Consider the following 21,376-nt stretch of genomic DNA (forward strand, 5'->3'; position numbering starts at 1 on the left):
CCCGCCTCAGGTCCGCCGCAGCGTGAGGATCTGCTCGGCCCGGCCGAACGGGCCGTCGAGGTCGTGCAGGACGGACGAGGTCAGTCCGATCCCGTCGGCGCCGAACGTCACGGCGTTGTCGATGCCGAGCCACTCCCCCGCGGGCTGCCGGTACAGGTGAATCTGCAGATCCACGTTCGGGAACGCCCAGCTGCCCGGGCCGGGCGGCACGCGCGTTGCGATGCCGTTCGCGGTGTCGACGAGGCCCATGAGCCGGACCCAGTCGGCGCTCGGCTGCCCGTTGATGAGCGGGTACGGAGTGCGAATCCAGACGGTTCCGCTGCCGGAACGATGGTGGGTGGCCTGGTACATCTCGAGCGAGCGGATATAGCCGCCCGGCCACTCCGTGGTGCCGTCCCAGCGCTCGCATTCCTCGATGGACGGGATCCGCGGGTCTTCGAACGCCGCGACCTCCGATGTGTCGCTCTGCAGGAGCCGCCACGCCGTGGCGCGGATTGCGACGCGGCCTCGGGCCGAGAGCTCGGCCTGGATCAGCTCGATGGTGCGGCCCGGCCGCACCGTCGTCGTGGTGACCTCGCACTCTCCGCCATGGATCAGCCCGAGGATCTCGTAGCTGATGCGCGCAATCCGCAGCCCGTCGCGGGGCTCGTGCCGCTCGAGGGCGTGAGCCAGAAGCCCGGATGCGGGGGCCATGTGCTGCTCGTGCGGGTTCCACGCGCCTTGGACGTGGATCGTGGACTGATAGCGGCCGCCGCCGAGGTCCTCATAGTAGAAGTCGCCCTGAGCGAGGCCGGTCTGGTCCGTCCACTGCTGCGTCTCCGTCACGCCATTCCTTTCGTCCGGCGCGGCACCCTCGCCCGCCTCGTCCACCCTAGCGGTAACGCCGCGCCCGCCCGGACCCTTCCTGGCGGGCCCGGGGCGGGGGCCGCCCCGCAGTCCCTGGACAGGCCATCGGGTCAGGACAGGCGATCGAGCCGCTCGCGCGCGAGGCGCACGGCCCGCTGCTCCTGCTCGGCCACGCGCGCGGCAAGCTTCCGGGTCCGCTCCGCGTAGCCGGCCTCGCGTTCGACGGCGGCCACCTCGCCTTCCAGCGCAGCCAGACGCTCCTTGAGCTCGGCAAGCTGCCCGGTCAGATCCCGCTGTCGAGCGGTCACCTCGGCGGCACTGGCTTCGGCGTCCGCGAGCTCGGCCTCGGCCGCGCTAGCGGTCTGCTCGGCCTCGGCGAGCTCCGCGCGCGCGTGCTCGCGGTCCCGCTCTCGCTCCTTCTCGCGCTCGGCCTCGGCCCGCCGTCGTGCCTCGGCGTCGCGCGAGGCGGCCCGCGCGCCGTCGGCCGTTGCCGTGCGCGCGAGCGCGTCTTGCTTCGCCGCCTCCGGAAGGCTCCCCGGCACTGCGACTGCATCGGTGAGGTCCACGGGGTCAATGCCGTTGCTCGCGAGGGCCCGGATCAGCTGCCCGCTCCGCACGGCGGCGGCCGCGTCCGGGTCGGCCATGGCCGCTCGGAGCGTCTGCTCGAGGTCCGTCGCTGCGGCCTCGCTCACGCTGCCCCCAAAGTCCCGAGCGAGCGCGCGCCCTTCGCGCACGACGGCGGTGACGAGCCGCTGCCGCTCTGGGCCGAGGCGGCGGATGGTGTCCGAATCGAGCAGTTCCTGCGCGGTGCGCAGTTCGGCGCCGAGATCGAGCACGCGGTCCACCTCGTCCGGGCGATGCCGGGCCAAGAGATTGGCGGCCCACGCCGCGGCGGACGGCTTGGGAAGGCGTCCGATCTGCTTCGCGACGAGCGACTCCCCCGCCGACCGCGCGGCCCGCGCCTTCTCGTTCCGCGCCGACGTGAACTCACCGGGCGGGAGGGCATAGAGCTCGGTGGCGACGGCTGCCAAGTCCATGCCTCACATCATAGGTTTGCGCCCGGACACCGGCGGGTGCGGCTGTGCGGCTGTACTGCCGCCGATTCCTCGGGGGCTATACGGCCGCTGCCCTCGACCGCATCACCGGGTGCAGTTTCACTCGAAGATGCGGCCGAGGGCAGCAGCTGCAGCGCGGCTCCCGTCAGAGGGTCGCGGTGTCAATCACAAAGCGGTAGCGGACGTCGCTCGCGACAACGCGCTCCCACGCCTCGTTGATCTTCTCCGCCGGGATGACCTCGATCTCGGCCCCGAGCCCGTGCTCGGCGCAGAAGTCAAGCATCTCCTGGGTCTGCCGGATGCCGCCATTCTTCGTCCCGGCGAGGCGGCGGCGGAAGCCGACGAGCGAGCCGGGGCTGAAGCTCATCGCGTTCTCGGGCAGTCCGGCGGCGACGAAAGTGCCGTCGAGCGCGAGGAGGGAGAGGTACGCGTCGAGGTCCAGGTCGGAGGAGACGGTGCTCACGATGAGGTCGAAGCGGCCCTTGAGATCCTCGAACGTGCTCTCGTCCGAGCTCGCGTAGTAGTGGTCGGCCCCGAGCCGGAACGCATCGTCCTGCTTCTTGAGCGACTGGCTGATCACAGAGACCTCGGCGCCGAGAGCGTGGGCGATCTTGACGCCCATGTGGCCGAGGCCGCCCATGCCGACGATCGCAACCTGCTTGCCTGGCCCGGCCTCCCACGTCTTGAGTGGCGAGTACAGGGTGATTCCCGCGCACAGGAGGGGCGCCGCGACGTCGAGGTCGAGCGCCTCGGGAATCCGGAGGACGTAGTCCTCCTCGACCGTGATGTGCGTGCTGTAGCCGCCGGCGGTCGGGAGGCCGTCGCGGCCGATCCCGTTGTACGTGCCGATCTCGCCCTCGAGGCAGTACTGCTCCTCGCCCGCCAGGCAGTTGACGCACTTGCGGCACGAGTCGACGTAGCAGCCCACGCCGACCCGGTCGCCGACGGCGTACTTCGTCACGTCGCTGCCGACCGCCTCGACGATGCCAGCGATCTCGTGGCCCGTGACGATCGGGTAGCTGATGGCGCCCCACTCGCCCCGGGCCGTGTGGATGTCGGAGTGGCAGATGCCCGCGAACTTGATCGCAATGAGCACCTCCTGGGGTCCCGGCTCCCGGCGCTCGATGGTGAGAGGGCCGAGGGGCTCGGTGGCGGACGGGGCGGCGTAGGCGCGTGCGGTGGGCATGCGGTCTCCTTTTCGCGGTATGAGTCTTGAGTATTCCCTCCACGCTAAGCGTGGAATGGCGTCGCGTCAGCAGTCATGGCACAGCGTGGGCTTCCTAGGACTCAGAGTCCTACCTTCGAGGGCCACGACGAACGTCTTGGGCTCGAGGGCCCACGCCGCGCGGTGCAGGGCCGTGGCGAGGCGTGCCCGCGTCTGGGTGAACCGTTCGATGCGGTGGGCCCGGCCATCGTCCACGACCGGCGCGTTCGGGAGTGCACTGCGGCTCTCGGCGTTCTGGAGGTTGACGATGAGCGCGAGGCCGATGATTGAGCTGTATTCCACGTCATTCAACGCTACGGGCCGTAGGCCACCTCGTCAGCAGGAAAGACGCACCCTGCTGATCCTAGGAGTGCCAGAACCACCCTCGCGGCGGATCTGTCGGGCCAATCGGGACTAATTGGCGGCCGCCGGGGGTTCAACGCTACAGACATCAAACACGCCTTGAGACGCTGACGGAAGAGACCGCTTGATAATGACGCACGCCGACGTAGGTTTTCGCTCCGAGAGAGGGCCGATCCTCATCGCCCTCATGCTGACCACGGGGCTCGTGGCCATCGACTCGACCATCGTCGCAACCGCGGTGCCGTCGATCGTGCACGACGTCGGCGGGTTCTCCTCGTTCCCGTGGCTCTTCTCGGCGTACATGCTCGCCCAGGCCGTCTCGGTCCCTGTCTACGCGAAGCTCTCCGACATGGTCGGCCGGAAGCCGATCGTCCTCGCGGGGATCGGCCTGTTCCTCCTCGGCTCGATCCTCTGCGGTGTAGCCGCCACGATGCCGGCCCTCATCGCCTTCCGCGTCATCCAGGGGCTCGGAGCGGGCGCCGTCCAGCCGATGGCCATCACCATCGCGGGCGACATCTACACTCTCGCCGAGCGGGCCAAGGTGCAGGGCTATCTGGCCAGTGTGTGGGCCATCTCCTCGGTGGTCGGACCGACGCTCGGGGGGGTGTTCTCCTCGCTCGGGATCTGGCGCGGCATCTTCCTCATCAACATTCCGCTCTGCCTCCTGGCCGGGTGGATGCTCGTGCGCACTTTCCACGAGAACATCGAACGCGCTCGGCACCGCATCGACTACACGGGCGCGAGCCTGCTCACGGGCTCGATGACGCTCGTGATCCTCGGCGCCCTCGAGGGCGGCCAGGCGTGGGCGTGGGACTCGCCGCTCAGCGTCGGCACGTTCGCGTTGGGCGCCGCCCTGTTCGCCGCGTTCCTCGTGGTGGAGCGGCGGGCGGCCGAGCCCGTCCTCCCGCTCTGGGTCGTGTCCCGCCGACTGCTGCTCACCACGACGCTCGTCTCCTTCGGCGTCGGCGCGATCATCCTCGGCCTCACTTCCTACGTGCCCACGTTCCTCGAGGGCGCCCAGTCGGTCTCCCCGGTCCTCGCCGGGCTCGCGCTCGCGGCGCTGACCATCGGCTGGCCCATCAGCGCGTCGCAGTCCGGCCGCCTCTACCTGCGGATCGGCTTCCGGGCGACGGCGGTGATCGGCATCCTCATCGCAGTCGCCGGGGCGGCGGTCCTCGCCCTCACCGCCTACACGCCGAGCGTCGTGCTCGTCGCGGTGAGCTGCTTCGTCGTCGGCCTCGGCCTCGGCCTCGTGGCAACGCCGACCCTCATCGCCGCGCAGTCGAGCGTCGAATGGAACGAGCGCGGGGTGGTCACGGGCACGAATCTCTTCGCCCGGTCGATCGGCAGCGCCCTCGGCGTCGCGGTCTTCGGCGCGGTCGCCAACGCGATCTACGCGGAGGCGCCGAACGCGGCCGGCCATCCACAGGCCATCGTGCCGGCGTCCGCCGCGGTGTTCCTCGCCGTCCTCATCGGGGCGGTGCTCACGGTCGTCGCCGTCGTCGCCATGCCGGCCGACCGCCGTCGGGCGTCGTCGGAGCCGGAGGAAGCCTCCACGGAGACGGCGGACGCTTCCTAGGACTGACAGTCCCCCTTTTCGGGGTCGTACGACGGCGGAGCCTCCGCCAGAATGGAAAGCATGGGTCAGAGCGCAGAGTTCGGGCGGTTCCTCAAGGCGATGCGGTCTCGCATCACGCCCGACGAGGCCGGCGTCACCGCCGGGACCACGGGACGGCGCGTGCCGGGGCTGCGCCGCGAGGAGATCGCCCTACTCGCTGGAGTGAGCACGGACTACTACACGCGGCTCGAGCAGGGGCGGAACATCCACCCCTCGCGCTCGGTGCTTGAGTCGGTAGCGCGGGCGCTGCGCCTCGACGAGAGCGAACGCGCCCACATGATCGACCTCCTCGAGCACTGCGCATCGTCGCAGCGGACGCCCGCGTCGCCGCAGAGCGCCCGGCCTGCCCTGCGTCAGCTTCTCGACGCGGTGGGCAACGTGCCCGCGCTCGTGCTCGGTCGCCGCACCGACATCCTGGCCGGCAACCGGCTCGCCTACCTCCTGCTAGCGGACTTCCCGAGCATGCCCGCGCACGAGCGGAATCTGACGCGCTGGATCCTCCTCGATCCCCACGCGCGCGAGCTCTTCACGGACTGGGAATCGGTCGCGGCTGAGGCCACCGGCGCCCTTCGCGTGGACATCGGGCGGAACCCGAGCGACCCCCAGGTCAACGAGCTCGTGGGCGAACTCGCAGTCCACAGCGAGCACTTCCGGCAATGGTGGGCGAGCCGCCGGCTCGTCACGGAGTACGCGGGCGTGCTGCGCATGCGTCACCCCGTGGTCGGAGAGCTCGAGCTGAGCTTCGAGGACCTCGCACCGCGGAACGATCCCGACCAGACTCTGCGTGTCTTCTCGGCGAAGCCCGGCTCCGCGTCGGCGGACTCCCTCGCGATGCTCGGGAGCTTCGGCGCCGACGGGTCCTCGATCGGTGGCAGCCGCCGGCTCGAGAACCGCACGCCCGCGGAGTCCCCAGCCGTCGAGGAGTAGCCCCGCAACCGGCCGGCTCGTGCGGACGCCCCGTCGAAGGCGTCAGAAGACCGACCAGCCCGTCCTCGAGGTCAGTTCGGCCAGGGCCGCCGCACCTGCCACCGAGTTCCCTTTCGCGTCAAGGCCGGGGCTCCACACGCAGACCGCGCACCGGCCAGGGACGACGGCCAGGATCCCGCCACCGACCCCGCTCTTGCCCGGCAGGCCCACCCGGTACGCGAACTCGCCGGCTGCGTCGTACGTCCCGCACGTGAGCATGATCGCGTTGATCCGCTTCGTGTCGGCTGCCGAGAGCACGAGACTCCGCTCGCGGGACTCCCTGTTCAGGGCCCCGTAGCCCGCATTCGCGAGGAACAGCCCGGCCCGGGCCAGCTCGCGGCAGCTCATGGTGATCGAGCAGTGCCGGACGTAATGCTCGAGCACCTCCTCAACCGGATTAGTGAGGTTCCCGAAGTCGGCGAGGAAGTTCGCCAAGGCCCGGTTGCGGCTGCTCGCGGCAAGCTCTGCCGCGGCAGCGTCGCCGTCGACCGTGAGCGCGTCGCTCCCCGACAGCGTGCGGACGAAGTCGAGCACCGAGCCGCTCGCGTCGTCCACCTGCTCGACGAGGAAGTCGGTCACCACGAGCGCGCCCGCGTTGATGAACGGGTTCCTGGGGATGCCGCGCTCGGCCTCAAGCTGCACGAGCGAGTTGAACGCCGTGCCGCTCGGCTCCCGCAGCACGCGGCTCCACAGCCTTCGATCGGAGTCATGGCCCAAGGCGAGGGCGAGGGAGAACAGCTTCGAGATGCTCTGGATCGAAAACGGCGTGTCCGCATCGCCCGCGCTGACTTCCGTGCCGTCGACGCCAGCGACGGCAATGCCGAACCCACGCCGATCGGCGTCTCCGAGGTGTGCGATGCCGGCGGGGACGCGCCCAACGGGCGACGACGGCCGGTGCCTTGCGACGAGATCGTCGAGGAGGGCGCCAAGCCGCTCAGGAACGGCGGTCAGGCCCACGTGGCGCCGTCCGGCGTGGTCAGCTGCTTGGCCTTCCACAGCTCAAGGTGCAGTACCGCGATGGCGATGTGCGCGGGGTAGCCAAAATCAAGGTCGGTGAGACGGCTCGCCTTCGCAACACGGTAGTAGACGGTGTTCTTGTGCAGGCCCATCCGACGCCCGCACTCGGCGACGTCCAGTCCCGAGGCAAAGTAGCCCACGAGCGTCTGCGCGAGTTCCTCGTCCTCGAAGCACAGCCGCGTGAGAGCCCTGTGGCGGAACGGCGAGAGCTCGAACGCGCGCCCCGCCTCGTCGAGCACGACTTCGGCCTCGAAGTCGTCCAGCGTCGCGACGGATTGCTGGCCCGCCCTCCGCAGGCGCCGCAGCACCGCCGTCGTCTCGCCGGCCGTCGTGCGCAGTGCGAAGAGGCTCGGGGCCGCCCGTCCGATCGCGATGTGGACCTCGACGCCGAGGCGCGCCGCGTCCTTGACGATCGCATCGGCAAGCGAGCGCAGGGCCGAGGATGCATCGTGGGAGCGGAGCTCCGGGATGACGATTGCGGTCTCGCCACAGTGCTGGCCCACCACTGCAGAAGCCTTGAAGGCCGCGGCGTGCAGAGCCGCGAGATTCGCAAGCTCTCCGCGCTTCAGCTCGGCGTCGGCGGCCCGGGCATCCCCAGGGCCGAGGCCCACGAGCAGGAGGCACGCGGGCCGGTCCGGGTCGATTTGGGCGAACCCCGCGCTCGCCGCGGCCTCGTCGGGATTCGAGAGGAGTCGCGCCACACGGTCTTCGCGAAGGTGCACGGACTGTTCGTTCCGGTGCCGGATGAGCTCCGCGGAGGCGCGTCGGGCGGCTCCGACGAGCAAGTCGTCGACAGCGTGCGCAATGCCTGAGCCTGTGGCCTGGAGCCAGATATAGCCGAGCACGCGCTCGCCGGCGAAGATTGCGATCGCTGCGCGTTCCTTGAGTCCGTCTTCGGGCCGCTCCGGAACCCGCACCACGCCGCGCGTCCGGTGCAGCTCCCGGTAGGCTCCGAGGTCCTTGAGGAGGGTCTCGTACTTGCGCGGTCCGCGCCGGGTGAGGATCGACGCGCGGCGCAGCTCGTCGATGTCGTTCGAGACTGTCGAGTAGGCCAGGACCTTGTTCGCGGCGTCCTCGATGACCACATGGCTCGCGGTGAGGCGCGCGGTCGTCTGGGCGATCGCGAAGAGATCCTCCTCGATGAGGGCAAGGACATCGCTGTGGTAGTCGGTGTTCTGGATGCGGCCGTTGATGACACCGAGCACGGTGTCCCAGGCTGCTGCCTGCTCGATGAGGAAGAGGCCCACCCCCGCCGGTCGCAGCAGTTCTTCGATCTCCTGGGCCTCACCCGCCGTGCCCTTGAGCGCGACGGCGACCGGCCGGCTCAGCGCGAGGCGTCGCACCATCGGCAGCGCCTCCCGTCCGCGGACGCCCATGAGACAGACGATCGCGCCCGAAACGTCGCGGTCGGTGTCGTCCGAGTCGAGGACGACGGCCTGGGTGACCGGCGCGTCGGTAGGTTGCGGGCGGCTCACGAGCCGCCCAAGCCTTGCGGGCAGGTCTTCCAAGATGTCGTCGACGTTGACTGATCCCACGCTGCCATTCCTTGCTCGTGCTGTGTCGCTGATGCGGCCCGGAAAGGCGCGTGCCACCGGACCCCGACCATGCTAGGCGGGTCCTGCAGGTTTGGTCTGTGGTCGCCGAACTAGTTTCGTCGTCGCGAATTGGTCTCACGCACAATCGATTTCCGTGCTGGATACTGACTGGATGGATCTCGACGCGCTGGCCGCGAGGGCGGCCGCCCTCGTCTCCCCTGATGGCCTCGTCTCCCCTGACGGCCTTGGCCGAGCCATCCTCGGGATCTGCGGGGCGCCCGGAGCCGGCAAGACGACCCTTGCCGAGCGCCTCCTGCGACGCCTGAGAGGCGAGCACGGCGAACACTGGGCGGCGCACGTGCCCATGGACGGATTCCACCTCGCCGACGTCCAGCTCGCGCGCCTCGGACTCGCGCACCGCAAGGGCGCGCCCGAGACGTTCGATCCCGACGGCTACGCCGCCCTGCTCGGTCGGGTCGCGGCCTCGGCGGGCGCGGTCGTCTACGCGCCGGGCTTCGAGCGCCACCTCGAGCAGCCGATCGCGGCCGCCCTCGCCGTCCCGGCCGAGGCGCGGCTCGTGATCACCGAAGGCAACTACCTCCTGCTCGACGAGGACCCGTGGCTCGCCGCGCGATCCTGGCTGCGCGAGGTCTGGTACGTCGACGTCGACGAGGCCGCCCGCGTCGAGCGGCTCATCAGGCGCCACATCAGGTTCGGCAAGTCGCCCGCCGAGGCGCGTGAATGGGTACTCAGATCCGACGAGGCGAACGCCCGAATCATCGAGGCCACGAAGGGCCGCGCCGACCTCGTGGTCAGCGGGCGCCCCTGAACGCGAGCAGCACCTTCCCCGACGTCGAAGCGTCTCGCGCCACGCCGAAGGCCTCGATCGCCTGATCAGCATCGAAGACGTGGGTGACCACCGCGGAGGGATCAAGCTCCCCCGCGCTGAGCGCCGCGATCACCTCGTCGATCTCCGAGTTGAAGCGGAAGGATCCCACGAGCTCGAGTTCGCGCGCAATGGCCACCGCGACGGGAACGGGCTGGTCACCCGGCGGCAGGAGCCCGAGCATGACGACCCGTCCGCCGCGCACCGCGGCGCGGACCGCGGTCCGGAGCCCGGGGACGCTCCCGGACGACATCGTCAACGCGCTCGACTACGCGATCGAGACCCCGCGCCACGTGAACATCGGCATGATCGAGATCATGCCGACGTTCCAGGTCCCCGGCGGCCTCACGTTCGACCGCCGCTGACCGCCGCCGGGCCGCGCGACGCTCGGGACCTCCCCGGGGTACCCGGGGTGGCGTCTGGACGGGGGGCGACGCTGGACGGGGGTGACGTCTGGACCGGGGTGACATCTGGACCGGGGCGCTCCGCCGTCGTCGTCAGTGGTTGACCGCGAGCTGCGCTGCCTCCCACGCGAAGCCGTCCGGATCGGTGAACGCGCCCACTGAGCTCGCGACGGCGAGGCGGTGCGACCCCGTCCCTTCCTGGGCGACCCCTGCGTCCTTGGCCAGGGCGCGGCGCCCGTAGAGCGCGAGCTTGACCGGCCCGGTCTCCCCGAACTCGACATACATCTTGCCGAAGCTCTTGGCGACCGTCAGCCCGTGGTCCACATAGAAGCGCTTGCTTGCCGAGACGTCGGCGGCCCCGAGGAGCAGGACGAAGCTCTCGAACTTCTTCGCAGCCGGGCCCGAGTCCTTCTTCGAGGATGTGGCGACCTTCCAGATCGCGCCGTCCGGCGCCTGGACCACGCCGCCGTAGCCCCAGAACGACTTCGCCGCGGGCTTGAGCGAGGTCGCACCCGCAGCGAGGGCGGCGTCGAGGTAGAGGTCGACGTTGGCCGGCTGGGCGACGGTGAGCGAAAGGGTGAAGCCGCGGAAGCCGTCGGTGGGCGCTTGCGACTCGCGCACGCGCAGCCGGGTGTCCAACCCGAACGCGGTGGCATAGAACTGCTGGGCGGCCGCGGGATCCGCGACCTCGAGGGTGATGGATTCGATGTTTGCCATGGTCATCACGCTAATCGGATGGCGGGGAGCAGCGCTTCTCGAATTCTGACCAGTTCTCAGACACTTCTTGGCCCAGCGGCTATGCGGCACGCTCAGCTTCCGGCTGGCCCGCCCGCCCCTCCGCGTGACTCCAGGTTCGCCATGAGCCGTGCGAGCAGGTCGCGGAGTGCGGCGGCGTCCCCGGCGGCGAGGCCGAGCGACGCGCTCAGTCTCAGGGGCACATTGGACACGCTCTCCCGCAGGCTCTCCCCCGCCGGGGTGAGGCTCGCGAGCACCCGCCGCTCGTCGCCCGGGTCGCGCCGGCGCTCGAGGTAGCCGGCCGCCTCGAGACGCTTGAGCAGGGGCGTGAGCGTGCCAGAGTCCAAGCGCAGGCGTTCGCCGAGTTCGCCCACGGACAGGGCGCCGTCGGCCGACCACAGGGCGAGCATCGTCAGATACTGCGGATACGTCAGACCGACGTCGGCGAGCAGCTCGGCGTAGACGCGGCTGACGCCGCGGGCCGCCGCGTACAGGGGGAAGCAGAGCTGTCGATCGAGGTCGAGTTGCGGGTAGCTGTTGCCCATCGTCCCATTCTAGATTGCGCAGTTCCATTGTGCACAATAGAGTTGTGTCCATGAAGACTCTGTACACCGCAACCGCCGTCGCCCTCGGGGACGGGCGCAACGGCTACGTCCAGTCCCCCGACGGATTCCTCGACGCCGCCGTGCGCGTTCCCCGCGAACTCGGCGGACCGGGCGGCGCGACCAACCCCGAACAGCTGTTCGCCGCCGGGTACGCCGCGTGCTTCCATTCGGCCCTCAAGCTCGCGGCCAGCCAGCTGCACGCGGACGCCTCGGGCTCCGAGGTGGTGGCCGACGTCATGCTCAAGTCCCTGCCGAACGGCGGCTACGGACTCGCGGCGAACCTCGAGATCACCCTCCCGGAGCTCGACCGGGCCGCTGCGGAGAAGCTCGCAGCCAAGGCCCACGAGCTGTGCCCGTACTCGAACGCCACGCGCGGCAACATGGAGGTCAATGTCACCGTCGCGTGACCGGGTCCGGTCAGTTGGCAGGGCCTGGGCCAGCTTTTGTGCCCAGAAGGATTCCGGCGCCAACAGCCGCTCCCCTTCGTTCCCAAGCCATACCCGTGGACATTGGCGTCGAAACGACGAGGGTTCCGATCGCGACGCCCGCGGCGCTCAGCGATTTCCACCCGATATCGCGTCACACAGCGCAGCCTCGGGTGTCACTCCATGTAGAGGCGGCCGCATGCTGCCTCAAAGCGTGACGTGGTGTAGACAGGGAGACGATGTCACTATCGACGCGTTCGATTCGGCCTTGGTGGGCGTCATCGGCGGGCTGTCCCTGCTGGTCTTCGCGATGTTCTGCGGGATCACGCTCGTGGTGGTTCCTGCGGCGGCGATGCTGGGGCGGTTGTCCAGCCACGCCGCCTCGGCCCTTGCCGCCCGGGCCCACGGGTCCTCGCCGGCCGCGGAGGCATCCGACAGCCCGCCGTCCGACGGCCCGCCGTCTGACAGCCCGCCCGAAGGGTCCCCGGAGAGCCCCACCAGCCGCTACGTGGCCGCCGCTGGGGCGAACCGGTCCATCGCCGGCGCACGGCGCGCCGCTGCCGTGGCGCGGCCCCGTCGGGGGCCTGCCGGGTCCGGGCCGGGTGGACGAGGCCAGCTCGGGAAGTCACCGGGCGGGGAGGCGCTGCCTCCTCGCGTCCTCACGTCGCTCAGGGCACGCGCGGGAAGGGCGAAGGCCGATCATGGCTCGCAGTCTGCCGCGCAGGCAGACTCGACCCTGCCGTGGGTCGGGATGTAGCCGACCGGTCCAAACAGCGACGGGTCCAAACAGCGACGGGTCCAACAACGTGGGGTCGGCTACACGACCCGGTCGACGCCGGGGGTGATGGGCCGCGGCGGATGCCCCAACTGCCTCGTCAGGCGGACTCGGGCGTTGTGCTCCACCAAGATGGGCACGTAATCCCTGATCGGGCCCGTCATTTCATCCCGGGCGGCGTCGACGGCCGTGCCCACGGCCTCCTCCCCGAGTTCGGGGAACCGCTTGGCCAGACGAGTACGCACCTTTTCCAGAGCCTGAGCTTCACTCTGCTGCATCCCTCCATCCTCCTCGCTCAGCCGCCCTCCGCAACCCCTGGGCGCCGTCGTCCGTCTGCGGCAGCGCGCTGACGGGCGCTTGACCAGCATGCTGTACACGTGTTTTTCTAATACCCTAACGGTGCGGGGGCGGCCGGTTCCAGAACACGAGAATCAGAGGAAACCGCCATGCCTACCATCAAACGGAACATCGTGCGCCCAACTGCAGTGCACCAGTGAGCAGCGCGGCGGTCATGTCACGGCCGGATGCACGAGAGCGAATCCTTGCCGCAGCATTCGAGCTGTTCGACGAACAAGGTTTGTTGGACGCGAGCATCGAGGACATCTTGGCCCGGGCGAAGGCGGCCAAAGCGACTTTCTACCACTGTTTCGGCTCAAAGGAAGCAGTTGTCGAAGCCTACTTGGACCACGGGATGAAGAACCTCGGGATGCTCGTCGAGGCCGCGAAGGCGGAAGGCGGCCTCGACGGCGCCGGCACGTTCCTGGCCGTGTTCGACTTCTTCGACGAGTGGTCGCAACGAAGCGTCGTCGCGCTGTCCTCGGTTCTCCGAATCCTGAACGAGCTGGAGCCCAGCCATCCGCTTCGCGTGGCAGTCACGGCCTTCCTCGACCGCAGCAGGGAGCATGTCGCTGCCGCGGCTCAGGCGGCTGGCCTCGAAAGGCCGCTTGAGTTCGCCCGATCCTTCCAGATCCTCGCCCGGGGGGCGCTGGTCACCACGGTAGAGGGCGACGGCGGGGCCGCCCGCCGCGCGCGGGCGATGGCCGAGCAGCTCATTGCTCTCCACCGGCCCCGGCGGCCCGATTCGGCCCCGACTCTCGGGCCGTGAACCAGGTCGAAAGCTGCCGGCTCGGTCGGTCAGGACGACCTCTCGTCGGTCCGCGTCTGTTCTTGGGGCCCCATACCCTCATCGGCCCGCTCACGTGATCGGTGCGGTGCCGTAGGCTCTGCAGCCCTTGGCGAGGCTTCCGCCGTCGTCGGCTCGGCAGCCCTTGGCGAGGCCTCCGCCGTCGTCGGCTCGGCTCCGGCGGGCCCTTCTGCAGCGCCCGCCGGCCGCGGTGCCGTCGCGCCGGCCGCCTCGTGGGCGCGGGCGTCCCGGCGGGACGCAAAGTGGGGCTCATCCACCGTGCCGGCATCGCGGGGTTCCGTGGGGCGATCGGAAGCCAGCTGCGGCCCATCCGATCCTGCCATCTCCCGAGTCCGCGCGTCGCGATCAGAAGGAAGACGCGATCCCTCCGCCGCGGCCATCTCCCGAGTCCGCGCGTCGCGATCGGAAGCCAGCTGCGGCCCATCCGATCCGGCCATCTCCCGAGTCCGTGCATCGCGATCAGCCGCGACATGCCGTCCGTCCACCGCGGCCGTGTCGCGCGAATCGTCGTTCTGCCGCGCATCTTCCCGGCCCGCGTTGGCGCGCGAGTCGGACCGCTCGTGAGAACCTGCATGCTCGCGGGCCCGCACATCGGGATCCAGCGAGTCGGCCTTGCGACGCTGCTCCTCGAGCCGCTCACGCTCCTCGCGGGCCGAGTTGCTCTTCTCTTCCGCGAGGCGGCGTAGGCGCTCGGCTTCGACCTCCGCCTGCTCGGCGCGGGCACGGGCCTGGAGGCCTTCAGCCTCGTGCTCGCGCACTTCGAGCTCGTGCTCGGCAGCCTCTTCCCGGATCGCCTGGGCGCGCTCACGGAGCTCGGCGTGACGGCGCACATTCCTCCGCCGTGTCATTGTCATCGCAATGATGACCACCAGAATGACCACAATGAGCGCAATGACGAGCCACACAATCTGAGTAGTGTCCATGGCGGCCTCCTCCGTCCGGTTGTATCCCGGAAGTACCCGGCTCGTGGAATCTCTAATCAGGATTTAGCTTTAGCAGGAGACTCGTGGGCATTCTCGGCCTCGATGAGCCCTAGATGAGCGCCTAAGGGCGCGGTGCGAGTAGGAGCACGACGGTCGTCTCTGTATCGGCCGGATCCGGCGTCGGATCTCCGTAGATCTCCCAGGAAAGCCCCGCAGACTCCCGGCCACTCGCCGTCGTCCACTCGTCAATCGCGGCGTATGCGTCGTCGAGACCGGCGTACGGTCCGCGGTAGACCGCGACAACGGCTTCGCCGCCCGGCGTTTCGGTCTCGTGCACCGCGCCGCCCGATTCGAAGGAGCGCACGACTTCGACGCCGAAGTCGCACACAAGGGGCGCGCCCGGCTCATTCGCGTGGTGGTAGACAAAGACGTTGTGGCCGTCGGTCCACAGGTCCGGTTGTTTCCGGATGAATTCCCACACCTTGGCAAGCGCGGGCCCCCACGCCGATCCCACCTCGTTCGGCGCCACCTCGCGCCGGACCGCGGCCAGCTTCCGGGGATGAACCGTGCGGAGATGGACGGGGACCGTCATGCACGGATTCTAGCCGCCGCGCCCCGAAGGTTCACCGGCGAGGGCTGATACTCCCACGCCCCTCCTTCGGGTTGTTGGCCGCTGATGAGGTGTGCACGGCGATCAGCTTTGCCGCCATGTTCCGCGCCCGAGCCGCCGCCCCGACATCCCCTTCGACGGCCGCAATGAGGGCTCCCCGCGTGACGACCTGGAACGCACGGGCAAACTCGGCTGGGCTGTCCAGACCAGCTTCGGCGGCCACCGAAGCGAGGCGATCCCGGCCACGATCCAGGAAAGCGACGACAGATTCCTTCAGTGGATCCGTCGGCTCGAGCTCCCTCAGAACTCGGAGTATTGAAGAGAGGGCCATCACGCTCGGTTTCGACCACTCGTCAAAGAAGTCGAAAACGGCGAGCAGCGCCTCCGCCGAGGTCCCTCCGCCGTCGACTTTGGCCGCCTCAACCAGCATGCCGAGATTCTTCAGTCCATGCTCCAAATAGGCGACGACGACCTTTTCCTTCGAGCCGAAACGCTGATAGAACGTGGACTTGCTGGCGTGCGCCTTCGCCAGGATGTCCTCGACGCTGACATCCAGCAATCCATGATCGGCAAATAGAGCGAAGGCGGCGGCAAGGATCCGCTCGCTCGCGTCCTCCGGCATGGACGCTGTTGCGCCGGTCACGAATGCACCGCGACCTTGCCCAGCGGATCGCAATCCAGCCGCCCCGGCGCTCGGGCGGATCCCGCTGAGCAGAAAGCCATCATCGACGGGGTGCCATCGTTGCCGGCCCGGGCGAGGGCACGGGAGATTTCCATTCGATGAGTGCTGGGAGCTTCATACAGACGACGCTATCGGGCATTCCTCTGAGGTTCTTCACCCCAAGGGGTGGGGCTTTACCCCTTGCGGGAGCCTAAGGTTGGACCGTGAATGCGATCAGGGTGGCGTTGGTCAACGACTACGAAGTCGTGGTGCGTGGGCTTGAGGCGATGCTCAGGTCCTACAGCGACGTACTGCACGTGGTGGAGCTCGATGCGAGCAAGGATGTGGGTCAGTCCGTGGACGTCACCCTCTACGACACCTTTGCCGCGCCCCAGGGGGACGGCGAAGAAGTCCGCCAGTTGGCCGCCAACCCGCTTTCCGGGAAGGTCGTCGTCTACACGTGGGACCTCGATCCGGCGAAAGCCTCAGCAGCCCTGGCCAACGGAGCCAGTGGGTATCTGTCCAAGGGCCTGACGGCAGGTCAACTGGCTACCGCGCTGCAGGATCTCCATCGCGGCGGCTCGGACGCGCCCGTCCTCCTCGAAGGATCAGCGAAGACGATCGGAGGGGACTGGCCCGGCCGAGAAGAGGGTCTGACCCAGCGGGAAGCTGAAGTGCTAGCCCTCATCACGCAGGGCCTCAGCAACGCAGCCATCGCCGATCGCACTGGCCTCTCCCCCAACTCGGTGAAGACCTACATCCGCAGTTGCTACCGGCGCATCGGGGTGAGCAGCCGTTCGAACGCCGTCCTGTGGGGCATCGACCATGGTTTCCGCCCCGATCGGCGGCGGCTCGCTCCGCCGGCCGAATAGTCAGCCCCTGCGGTGGGCCTCTGGGCGAGTTGCCTTCGGGCAGCCCTCAGGCTCCGAGGCGCCGTCTTTGTTCTTCTTCTGAATGGGGCCTCCCGCTGGCACCTTGAGTGCTCTCGCGGACGATGAGGCGGGGCCTGAGGGTCAGGATGCGATGCTCGTGGTGAGGGTCTCGTTCCTCGTCCAGCAGGAGCTTCATCGCCTCCAGCCCCATTTGGTACCCGTCTTGGGTGACGGTGGAGATGGAGATGGCGGCCTCGGTGGTGAACTGGTTGTTGTCGTAGCCGAGGACGGCGACGTCGTCGGGGACGCTCAGGCCTCTTGCCATGAACTCGTGGATGACTCCGGCCGCGATGCGGTCCGACGGGGAGAGGACTCCGTCCGGAACCCGGGCGGCGGGCCTTTGGACGACTTCGGCTGCGATCCTTCGGCCCTCGTCGCTTTTGAGGCGGCGGGACGGGATGATCTCCAACGTGACGTTGCCGGCCTCCATCACGGCACGCAGGGCGCCATTCCGCCGCTCCTTGACGGCGTGGAACTCCTCGGGTCCGCCGGCAAAGAGCAGGCGCCGCCGCCCCATCTCGATGAGGTGACGCGCGGCCAAGTAGCCCCCGTACTCCTCATCAGAGAGAACGGCGCAGCAGTCCTTGCGGCCACCGTCATAGTTGACCAGCACGACCCTGCGCCCATGCCTGCGCACCCGGTCCACGCCTTCCAGGCTCGCATTCATCGGGGCGAACAGGATTCCGGCGACCCGCGCCTCGTCGAAGATGTCCAGATAGGACTCTTGGCGGTTGAGGTCGAGGTCGCTGTTTGCCAGCAGCAGCGAGTGGCTCGCCTGGCGCGCCTGATCCTCGGCACCCCTGGCGATGTCGACGAAGAGCGAGTTGTCCAGGTCAGTCAGGACCATCCCGACAGTAGCGCTGCTGCCGACGGCGAGGGAACGCGCGGCGCTGTTCGGGACGAAGCCGAGTTGCTCGATCGCGATGCGAACCTTCTGGAGGGAACGCTCGGAGACCTTCTCCGGCTTGTTCAGCGCGTTCGAGACCGTACCCAGTGAGACGCCAGCCAGCCGCGCGACGTCCTTCATGCTGGGGTCTCTGCCCCCGTCTGCCGTTCTCGTTGTCACGGGCTCCGTCCTCGGCGCTCTCTCGGTCATAGCCCCCCATTATCGCCCCACCCCGCGGGCGCCCTTCTGCGGGCGATGCAGGGAAGGACCAAGGGTCTCGCTGAAGCGCTTCACACAGTCGTTTCAAGCCAGACTAGGGCGCCTGCCCTGCACGGTCAACCTCGAATCGATGGATAAAAACGATTCAAATTTCTATTGACGGGGATCACAGCCTCTCCCTACTCTTGATCCAGATGAAGCGCTTCAATTCCTGTTTCAGCTCGATGGAGAGGTTCCCGTGAATCGATGGATCAGCGCTCCGGTGCCCACTCTGGCCGCTCCGGTGCCCACTCTGGCCGCTCCGGTGCCCACTCTGGCCGGAGCTGTGCGATGAGTTCGGCCCAGAGCCAGTCACTGGCCGTAGCCGAGGCGGCCGCGCCGGCCTCGGCCCTCCCCCGCAGAGCCCAAAAGTTCTCCGCGCGGCGTATCGGGGCCGTTTCATGGTGGTTCGTAGTCCCAGCGCTCGCGTTCTATTTCTTTGTCGTCCTGTGGCCCAGCATCGAGGGCGGCGCCTATGCGTTCACCAACTGGGACGGACTTTCGGCCACCAAGGACTTCGTTGGCCTGGCCCAGTTCCAGCGCATCCTCACGGACCCCGCCGGGGTCGGAGCTGTCGTGCACACTCTGGTGATCGCCGTGGCGATCACCCTCGTGCAGAACCTGGTCGGCCTGCTCCTCGCGCTCGGCGTGCACACCAAGATCAAGAGCCGAAACATCCTCCGCGTGGCCCTGTTCACGCCGGCTGTGATCACCCCTGTCGCCACCGGCTATCTCTGGAAGTACCTGATGACGCCTGACGGGGCGATCAACCAGATCTTGGGATTCTTCGGCCTCACTTGGCTCCAGCACGACTGGCTGGGCGACTCCAACATTGCCCTCTGGTCGATCGTGGCAACCGTGGTCTGGCAGTTCGCCGGCTACTCCATGGTCATATTCCTGGCCGGCCTGCAGGGCGTCCCCGAGGACGTCCTCGAGGCCTCGACACTCGACGGAGCAGGTCCCTTCCGTCGCTTCTGGTACGTCGTGCGTCCGGAGTTGGCGCCTGCGATCACGATCAACCTCATGCTGTCGATCATCGGAGGCCTCAAACTGTTCGATCAGGTCTGGGTTATGACCTCCGGAGGCCCGGGCACTTCGACCGACACCATGTCCACCCTGATCTACAAGAACGCCTTCCAGTTCGGCGACTTCAGCTACGGCATCGCCATGGCACTCGTCCTGACAGTCTTCGTGGCCATCCTCTCGTCGGCCCAGTACAAGCTCCTCGGCAAGCAGGGAGGCTCCAAGTGAACCGCTACACCTGGCGGACGTTCATCCTCGAGGCTGTCATGGTCCTCGTCGGGATCGTCTTCTTCCTCCCGGTCTACATCCTGATCAATCTGGCGCTGAAGAAGCCGGACGACGCGTCCTCTCCGCTCGCTCCCGCCACCAGCCTGACCTTCCAGAACTTCTCCGATGCCTGGAGCCAGGCGAACCTCGGCCAAGCGCTCGTGACAAGCGCCTTCGTCACGGTGTTCAGCGTCGCCATCATCGTGGCCATCTCGGCCCTCGCTGCCTACCCTCTGGCACGCGTGACCAAGCGGTGGTCCCGCTGGCTGTTCTTCATCTTCATGATCGGGCTGCTCCTGCCGTTCCAGCTCGCGCTCATCCCGCTCTACACCACCATCCGCGACCTCGGCCTCCTCGGCAATCCGGTCTCGCTCGTGCTGTACTACGCCGGGCTCCAGGTCCCTTTTTCAGTCTTCCTCTACACCGGTTTCATCCGCGCCGTCCCGCTTGACTACGAAGAGGCCGCCTCGATCGACGGCGCCGGGCCCATGCGCAGCTTCTTCTCGGTGATCTTCCCGCTCGTGCGCCCGATCACAGGCACCGTGATCATCCTGAACGTCCTGCACGTCTGGAACGACTTCCTCACCCCGCTGCTGTATCTCAGCGGCAGCAGCCAGCAGACCGTCCCTGTGGCGCTGTTCTCCTTCGTGAGCCAATACGTCTCGCAGTGGAACCTCGTGTTCGCCGGCCTCGTGATCACGATCGCCCCCATCCTCATCGCCTACTTCGCGATGCAGAAAACCATCATCAAGGGCTTCGCCAGCGGCCTCAAAGGCTAGCCCGCCGCACACCAGCCCCACACCAGGGGGCCCGATACCGGGCCCCTGCCAACCCCCACGCAGCAGATGGCTGCAGTTCGAAGGAGAGCTATACATGCACAAGAAGAGCCTTCTGGCCCTCTCCGTCGCGGTTGCCGCGGCCGTGAGCCTGAGCGCCTGCGCCGGGGGCAGCAGCTCCAGCTCGGGGGACGCGAAGACCCTCACGCTCGCAGCCACCACCAACGAGAAGCCGGCCCTGGACGCCGTCGTGGCGAAATTCAAGGAGCAGAACCCAGGAGTGGACGTCAAGTACACCACCTCCGCCCTGGACCAGTATCAGACCACCACCCGCACCCAGCTCTCCTCCGGAACGGCACCGGACGTCGTCTTCGTCTGGCCGGGAGAGGGAAATCCGATGGCGACCCAGGTCGTCGCGAAGGCGGGCTACCTCGAGGACCTCTCCAACCAGTCCTGGGCCAACAGCTTCCCGTCCGGCATCAAGCCGGTCACCCAGTACAACGGCAAGACCTACAGCGCTGCCGTGACGTTCTCCGGCATCGGCGCCGTCTACAACATGACCGCGATGAATCAAGCAGGGCTGACACCGCCGACCACCTGGAGCGGTCTGCTGCAGTTCTGCTCGCAGGCCAAGGCCAAGGGCAAGACGGCCTTCGAACTCGGGGCCCAGACCAACTGGGTCACCCAGCTGATCCCCTACTCGCTCACCCCCACGCTCGTCTACGGGCCGAACCCGAGCTTCCCCGAGGACATGTCCAACGGCAAGGCGACCTTCGCGAATTCGAAGTGGTCCGACGCGATGAACAAGTACCTCCAGATGCAGAACGCGGGGTGCTTCCAGGCCAACCCGCTCGGCACCGACTACAACGCCAGCCTCGCCGCCGTCGCCAAGGGCAACGCCCTGAGCGTGATCCAGGTGAATTCGGCGGTCGCAGCGATCAGCCAGCAGGCCACTCAGGGCACGCAGCTGAACCTGCTCCCGGTCCCGGCCACGGACAATGCCTCCGACACCCGCATGGCGGGGGCGGCCGGTTCCACCTACGGTGTGAACGCGCATGCGAAGAACAAGGACCTCGCGATCAAGTTCATGAACTTCCTCGAGAGCCCTGACGGTATGAACCTCTACGCCCAGACCAACAAGGCACTCCCGGCGGTCCCGAACGACAGCTTCAAGGTCGACCCAGCGTTGGCAACGCTTCAGCAGGACCAGAAGGACGGCAAGACCGACGCGTTCATGGACCAGAACTGGCCCAACGCCCGCGTCCAGCAGACCTTGTTCCAGGTCGTCCAGGACCTTCTGGCCGGCAAAACGGACATCTCCTCGGCGCTGAAGCAGATGGACTCCGCCTACACCCAGGGGTCGTAGTCCCCCTTCCAGCGACTCCACCCGATCGACCCGCGGGTGGTGGCGGCCCTGACGGACGCCACCACCCGCCTCCACACCTGCAGAGCACTTGGGAAG

Annotated in this window: 24 protein-coding genes and 1 pseudogene; 11 read left to right on the forward strand and 14 right to left on the reverse strand. The window is 68.2% G+C overall.

Annotated features, from left to right (window positions below; all coding sequences use genetic code 11):
- Nucleotides 1-6: 6 nt before the first annotated feature.
- From E6A26_RS07665 to E6A26_RS07680, 4 genes are all read right to left on the reverse strand, one after another.
- Complete coding sequence (locus E6A26_RS07665; protein WP_136610606.1) at nucleotides 7-825, reverse strand: thioesterase family protein; 819 nt, start codon at nucleotides 823-825, stop codon at nucleotides 7-9.
- 131 nt (nucleotides 826-956) lie between these two features.
- Nucleotides 957-1,883: a hypothetical protein gene (locus E6A26_RS07670; RefSeq protein ID WP_136610607.1), complete on the reverse strand. Its 927-nt coding sequence runs from the start codon at nucleotides 1,881-1,883 to the stop codon at nucleotides 957-959.
- Nucleotides 1,884-2,046: 163 nt separating this feature from the next.
- Nucleotides 2,047-3,087 (reverse strand): NAD(P)-dependent alcohol dehydrogenase, encoded by a 1,041-nt coding sequence (locus tag E6A26_RS07675; RefSeq protein ID WP_136610608.1) that lies wholly within the window; start codon nucleotides 3,085-3,087, stop codon nucleotides 2,047-2,049.
- A gap of 66 nt (nucleotides 3,088-3,153) precedes the next feature.
- Nucleotides 3,154-3,408, reverse strand: a complete 255-nt coding sequence (locus E6A26_RS07680; RefSeq protein WP_136610609.1) for a hypothetical protein — start codon at nucleotides 3,406-3,408, stop codon at nucleotides 3,154-3,156.
- A 190-nt stretch (nucleotides 3,409-3,598) separates the two neighbouring features.
- Here E6A26_RS07680 and E6A26_RS07685 point away from each other — a divergent pair, with 190 nt between their 5' ends.
- Nucleotides 3,599-5,047, forward strand: a complete 1,449-nt coding sequence (locus tag E6A26_RS07685) for an MFS transporter (RefSeq protein ID WP_136610610.1) — start codon at nucleotides 3,599-3,601, stop codon at nucleotides 5,045-5,047.
- Nucleotides 5,048-5,107: 60 nt separating this feature from the next.
- A complete protein-coding gene (locus E6A26_RS07690) occupies nucleotides 5,108-6,013 on the forward strand; it encodes a helix-turn-helix transcriptional regulator (protein WP_136610611.1) in 906 nt (301 codons plus the stop codon).
- Between the two features lie 42 nt (nucleotides 6,014-6,055).
- On the opposite strand, the gene E6A26_RS07695 is transcribed toward E6A26_RS07690, so the two are convergent.
- Nucleotides 6,056-7,003: a glutaminase gene (locus tag E6A26_RS07695; RefSeq protein WP_136610718.1), complete on the reverse strand. Its 948-nt coding sequence runs from the start codon at nucleotides 7,001-7,003 to the stop codon at nucleotides 6,056-6,058.
- Nucleotides 7,000-8,604, reverse strand: a complete 1,605-nt coding sequence (locus tag E6A26_RS07700; protein WP_136610612.1) for a PucR family transcriptional regulator — start codon at nucleotides 8,602-8,604, stop codon at nucleotides 7,000-7,002. The genes E6A26_RS07695 and E6A26_RS07700 overlap by 4 nt, the downstream gene beginning before the upstream one ends.
- Nucleotides 8,605-8,758: 154 nt before the next feature.
- Here E6A26_RS07700 and E6A26_RS07705 point away from each other — a divergent pair, with 154 nt between their 5' ends.
- Complete coding sequence (locus E6A26_RS07705; protein ID WP_234865198.1) at nucleotides 8,759-9,433, forward strand: nucleoside/nucleotide kinase family protein; 675 nt, start codon at nucleotides 8,759-8,761, stop codon at nucleotides 9,431-9,433.
- Here the strand turns inward: E6A26_RS07705 and E6A26_RS07710 are convergent.
- Nucleotides 9,417-9,674: an MDR/zinc-dependent alcohol dehydrogenase-like family protein gene (locus E6A26_RS07710; protein WP_136610613.1), complete on the reverse strand. Its 258-nt coding sequence runs from the start codon at nucleotides 9,672-9,674 to the stop codon at nucleotides 9,417-9,419. The two genes, E6A26_RS07705 and E6A26_RS07710, sit on opposite strands and share 17 nt — an antisense overlap.
- Before the next feature lie 61 nt (nucleotides 9,675-9,735).
- On the opposite strand from E6A26_RS07710, the pseudogene E6A26_RS07715 reads away from it, so the two are divergent.
- Nucleotides 9,736-9,855, forward strand: a pseudogene (locus E6A26_RS07715) (SDR family NAD(P)-dependent oxidoreductase); the annotation flags it as partial.
- A gap of 132 nt (nucleotides 9,856-9,987) precedes the next feature.
- On the opposite strand, the gene E6A26_RS07720 reads toward E6A26_RS07715, so the two are convergent.
- Together E6A26_RS07720 and E6A26_RS07725 are read right to left on the reverse strand one after the other, a co-directional pair.
- Entirely contained in the window at nucleotides 9,988-10,611 is a 624-nt protein-coding gene (locus E6A26_RS07720; RefSeq protein WP_136610614.1) for a VOC family protein, read from the reverse strand.
- 92 nt (nucleotides 10,612-10,703) lie between these two features.
- Entirely contained in the window at nucleotides 10,704-11,174 is a 471-nt protein-coding gene (locus E6A26_RS07725; RefSeq protein ID WP_136610615.1) for a MarR family winged helix-turn-helix transcriptional regulator, read from the reverse strand.
- 50 nt (nucleotides 11,175-11,224) lie between these two features.
- Here E6A26_RS07725 and E6A26_RS07730 point away from each other — a divergent pair, with 50 nt between their 5' ends.
- Nucleotides 11,225-11,641: an Ohr family peroxiredoxin gene (locus E6A26_RS07730; protein ID WP_136610616.1), complete on the forward strand. Its 417-nt coding sequence runs from the start codon at nucleotides 11,225-11,227 to the stop codon at nucleotides 11,639-11,641.
- Between the two features lie 217 nt (nucleotides 11,642-11,858).
- On the forward strand, nucleotides 11,859-12,416 hold the full coding sequence (locus E6A26_RS07735; protein ID WP_136610617.1) for a hypothetical protein: 558 nt from the start codon (nucleotides 11,859-11,861) through the stop codon (nucleotides 12,414-12,416).
- 59 nt (nucleotides 12,417-12,475) lie between these two features.
- Here the strand turns inward: E6A26_RS07735 and E6A26_RS07740 are convergent, their stop codons facing one another.
- The gene (locus tag E6A26_RS07740) at nucleotides 12,476-12,712 is read right to left on the reverse strand and encodes a three-helix bundle dimerization domain-containing protein (protein ID WP_136610618.1); all 237 of its coding nucleotides are present in this window, start codon (nucleotides 12,710-12,712) and stop codon (nucleotides 12,476-12,478) included.
- A gap of 215 nt (nucleotides 12,713-12,927) precedes the next feature.
- On the opposite strand from E6A26_RS07740, the gene E6A26_RS07745 reads away from it, so the two are divergent.
- Complete coding sequence (locus tag E6A26_RS07745) at nucleotides 12,928-13,539, forward strand: TetR/AcrR family transcriptional regulator (protein WP_136610619.1); 612 nt, start codon at nucleotides 12,928-12,930, stop codon at nucleotides 13,537-13,539.
- 29 nt (nucleotides 13,540-13,568) lie between these two features.
- Here the strand turns inward: E6A26_RS07745 and E6A26_RS07750 are convergent, their stop codons facing one another.
- From E6A26_RS07750 to E6A26_RS07760, 3 genes are all read right to left on the reverse strand, one after another.
- Nucleotides 13,569-14,501, reverse strand: a complete 933-nt coding sequence (locus E6A26_RS07750; protein WP_136610620.1) for a hypothetical protein — start codon at nucleotides 14,499-14,501, stop codon at nucleotides 13,569-13,571.
- Between the two features lie 121 nt (nucleotides 14,502-14,622).
- Nucleotides 14,623-15,093: a GyrI-like domain-containing protein gene (locus E6A26_RS07755; protein WP_136610621.1), complete on the reverse strand. Its 471-nt coding sequence runs from the start codon at nucleotides 15,091-15,093 to the stop codon at nucleotides 14,623-14,625.
- A 31-nt stretch (nucleotides 15,094-15,124) separates the two neighbouring features.
- A complete protein-coding gene (locus tag E6A26_RS07760) occupies nucleotides 15,125-15,754 on the reverse strand; it encodes a TetR/AcrR family transcriptional regulator (protein ID WP_136610622.1) in 630 nt (209 codons plus the stop codon).
- Between the two features lie 242 nt (nucleotides 15,755-15,996).
- On the opposite strand from E6A26_RS07760, the gene E6A26_RS07765 reads away from it, so the two are divergent.
- The gene (locus tag E6A26_RS07765) at nucleotides 15,997-16,644 is read left to right on the forward strand and encodes a response regulator transcription factor (RefSeq protein ID WP_136610623.1); all 648 of its coding nucleotides are present in this window, start codon (nucleotides 15,997-15,999) and stop codon (nucleotides 16,642-16,644) included.
- Between the two features lie 46 nt (nucleotides 16,645-16,690).
- On the opposite strand, the gene E6A26_RS07770 is transcribed toward E6A26_RS07765, so the two are convergent.
- Nucleotides 16,691-17,731 carry a LacI family DNA-binding transcriptional regulator gene (locus E6A26_RS07770; protein ID WP_168928696.1) on the reverse strand — a complete coding sequence of 347 codons (1,041 nt, stop codon included), beginning with the start codon at nucleotides 17,729-17,731 and terminating at the stop codon, nucleotides 16,691-16,693.
- A gap of 408 nt (nucleotides 17,732-18,139) precedes the next feature.
- Here E6A26_RS07770 and E6A26_RS07775 point away from each other — a divergent pair, with 408 nt between their 5' ends.
- From E6A26_RS07775 to E6A26_RS07785, 3 genes are all read left to right on the forward strand, one after another.
- The gene (locus E6A26_RS07775; protein ID WP_136610625.1) at nucleotides 18,140-19,099 is read left to right on the forward strand and encodes a carbohydrate ABC transporter permease; all 960 of its coding nucleotides are present in this window, start codon (nucleotides 18,140-18,142) and stop codon (nucleotides 19,097-19,099) included.
- A complete protein-coding gene (locus E6A26_RS07780) occupies nucleotides 19,096-19,917 on the forward strand; it encodes a carbohydrate ABC transporter permease (protein ID WP_136610626.1) in 822 nt (273 codons plus the stop codon). The genes E6A26_RS07775 and E6A26_RS07780 overlap by 4 nt, the downstream gene beginning before the upstream one ends.
- A 94-nt stretch (nucleotides 19,918-20,011) precedes the next feature.
- The gene (locus E6A26_RS07785; RefSeq protein ID WP_136610627.1) at nucleotides 20,012-21,280 is read left to right on the forward strand and encodes an ABC transporter substrate-binding protein; all 1,269 of its coding nucleotides are present in this window, start codon (nucleotides 20,012-20,014) and stop codon (nucleotides 21,278-21,280) included.
- Nucleotides 21,281-21,376 lie beyond the last annotated feature (96 nt).

Origin of the sequence: Sinomonas albida (assembly GCF_004919045.1) — a bacterium.
GTDB classification, from domain to species: domain Bacteria; phylum Actinomycetota; class Actinomycetes; order Actinomycetales; family Micrococcaceae; genus Sinomonas; species Sinomonas albida.

Bases quoted from the DNA above. Each gene is read 5' to 3' on its own strand.
- E6A26_RS07690 (WP_136610611.1), top strand. From the start codon at position 5,108: ATGGGTCAGAGCGCAGAGTTCGGGCGGTTCCTCAAGGCGATGCGGTCT.
- E6A26_RS07725 (WP_136610615.1), bottom strand. From the start codon at position 11,174: ATGGGCAACAGCTACCCGCAACTCGACCTCGATCGACAGCTCTGCTTC.
- E6A26_RS07750 (WP_136610620.1), bottom strand. From the start codon at position 14,501: ATGGACACTACTCAGATTGTGTGGCTCGTCATTGCGCTCATTGTGGTC.
- E6A26_RS07720 (WP_136610614.1), bottom strand. From the start codon at position 10,611: ATGGCAAACATCGAATCCATCACCCTCGAGGTCGCGGATCCCGCGGCC.
- E6A26_RS07785 (WP_136610627.1), top strand. From the start codon at position 20,012: ATGCACAAGAAGAGCCTTCTGGCCCTCTCCGTCGCGGTTGCCGCGGCC.
- E6A26_RS07730 (WP_136610616.1), top strand. From the start codon at position 11,225: ATGAAGACTCTGTACACCGCAACCGCCGTCGCCCTCGGGGACGGGCGC.
- E6A26_RS07710 (WP_136610613.1), bottom strand. From the start codon at position 9,674: ATGCTCGGGCTCCTGCCGCCGGGTGACCAGCCCGTTCCCGTCGCGGTG.
- E6A26_RS07770 (WP_168928696.1), bottom strand. From the start codon at position 17,731: ATGAAGGACGTCGCGCGGCTGGCTGGCGTCTCACTGGGTACGGTCTCG.
- E6A26_RS07675 (WP_136610608.1), bottom strand. From the start codon at position 3,087: ATGCCCACCGCACGCGCCTACGCCGCCCCGTCCGCCACCGAGCCCCTC.
- E6A26_RS07740 (WP_136610618.1), bottom strand. From the start codon at position 12,712: ATGCAGCAGAGTGAAGCTCAGGCTCTGGAAAAGGTGCGTACTCGTCTG.
- E6A26_RS07735 (WP_136610617.1), top strand. From the start codon at position 11,859: ATGCTGCCTCAAAGCGTGACGTGGTGTAGACAGGGAGACGATGTCACT.
- E6A26_RS07755 (WP_136610621.1), bottom strand. From the start codon at position 15,093: ATGACGGTCCCCGTCCATCTCCGCACGGTTCATCCCCGGAAGCTGGCC.
- E6A26_RS07670 (WP_136610607.1), bottom strand. From the start codon at position 1,883: ATGGACTTGGCAGCCGTCGCCACCGAGCTCTATGCCCTCCCGCCCGGT.
- E6A26_RS07775 (WP_136610625.1), top strand. From the start codon at position 18,140: ATGAGTTCGGCCCAGAGCCAGTCACTGGCCGTAGCCGAGGCGGCCGCG.
- E6A26_RS07685 (WP_136610610.1), top strand. From the start codon at position 3,599: ATGACGCACGCCGACGTAGGTTTTCGCTCCGAGAGAGGGCCGATCCTC.